Genomic DNA, 1,688 nt, shown 5'->3' on the forward strand with positions numbered 1-1,688 from the left:
CCCGCGTAGTTGGGCCCGCCGCCGCCCTCGGGCGTGACCCACACGATATTCTGCGTCGGGTCCTTGATGTCGCACGTCTTGCAGTGCACGCAGTTCTGTGCGTTGATCTGCAAGCGGTCGGTGTTGTCGTCGTTCTTCACGAACTCGTACACCCCGGCCGGGCAGTAGCGCGCCTCGGGACCAGCGTACTGGGCCAGGTTGATCTTCACCGGCACGCTGGCGTCCTTGAGCGTCAGGTGCGCCGGCTGGTTCTCCTCGTGGTTGGTGTTGCTGATAAACACACTGGAGAGGCGGTCAAAGGTCAGCTTGCCATCGGGCTTGGGGTAGACGATGGGTTTGCACTGGGCCGCCGGTTTCAGGTACTGGTGGTCAGCCTTGTCGCGGTGCAGCGTCCAGGGGATGTGCCCACGCAGCACGAAGTGCTCCAGGCCGTTCATCAGGGTGCCCACCGTCAGGCCGTACTTGAACCAGTTCTTGAAGTTGCGGTCCTTGTTGAGCTCGGTGTGCAGCCAGCTTTTCTCAAAGGCCTCGGGGTAGGCGAGCAGCTCGTCGTGCTGGCGCCCGGCCACCACGGCGTCATATGTGGCTTCGGCGCAGAGCATGCCGGTCTTGATGGCGGCGTGGCTGCCCTTGATGCGGCTGACATTGAGGTAGCCGGCATTGCAGCCCACCAGGGCGCCACCGGGGAACACGGTCTTGGGCAGGGAGTTGATGCCGCTGGCGTTGATGGCGCGTGCACCATAGGACAGGCGCTTGGCGGTGATCTCGCCCTGGGCGTTCTCGAAGTAGTAGCGCACGTTCGGGTGCGTCTTCCAGCGCTGGAATTCTTCGAACGGGCTCAGGTAGGGGTTCTCGTAGCCCAGGCCGGTGACAAAGCCCACGGCGACCTTGTTGTCCTCCATGTGGTACAGGAAGGCACCACCGTAGGTCTTGGCGTCCATGGGCCAGCCGGCGCTGTGCATCACAAAGCCGGGCTGGTGGCGGCTGGGGTCGATCTCCCACAGCTCCTTGATGCCGATGCCAAAGCTTTGCGGGTCGCGGCCTTCGTCGAGTTTGTATTTGGCGATGAGCTGCTTGCCCAGGTGGCCGCGCGCGCCTTCGGCAAACACGGTGTACTTGCCCAGCAGTTCCATGCCGAGCTGGAAGTTCTCGGTGGGCTCGCCGTCCTTGCCGATGCCCATGTTGCCGGTGGCCACGCCCTTGACGGAACCGTCGTCGTTGTAGAGCACTTCAGCGCCGGTGAAGCCGGGGAAGATTTCCACGCCCAGCGCTTCAGCCTGCTCGGCCAGCCACTTGGTCAGCGCGCCCAGGCTGATGATGTAGTTGCCGTGGTTGTGCGCAAACGGGGGCAGGAACATGTTGGGCACGCGAAAGCCCGACTTTTCGCTGAGGAAGGTGTAGGCGTCGTCGGTGACGGGCTGGTTCAGGGGCGCGCCGCGCTCTTTCCAGTCGGGAAAGAGTTCGGTCAGGGCCTGGGGGTCCATGATGGCGCCCGAGAGGATGTGGGCACCGGGCTCGGAGCCTTTTTCCAGCACGACGACGGAGACGTCCTGGCCTTTTTGAGCGGCCAGCTGCTTCAGGCGGATGGCGGTGGACAGCCCGCCGGGGCCGCCGCCGACGACGACAACGTCGTATTCCATCGCTTCACGGGGGCCGTACTGGGCCAGAATTTCCTCGTTGGTCATGGT

The 1,688-nt window shown here is 63.9% G+C and carries 1 protein-coding gene; it reads right to left on the reverse strand.

Features of this window, described 5'->3' with window-relative positions; all coding sequences use genetic code 11:
- Positions 1-1,685: electron transfer flavoprotein-ubiquinone oxidoreductase (locus tag AC1Q5W_RS16640; protein ID WP_492704278.1), on the reverse strand; the 1,685-nt coding region annotated here is incomplete at its 3' end.
- Positions 1,686-1,688 lie beyond the last annotated feature (3 nt).

Source organism: Rhodoferax sp. MLSD5-FHT05B10, assembly GCF_058793415.1.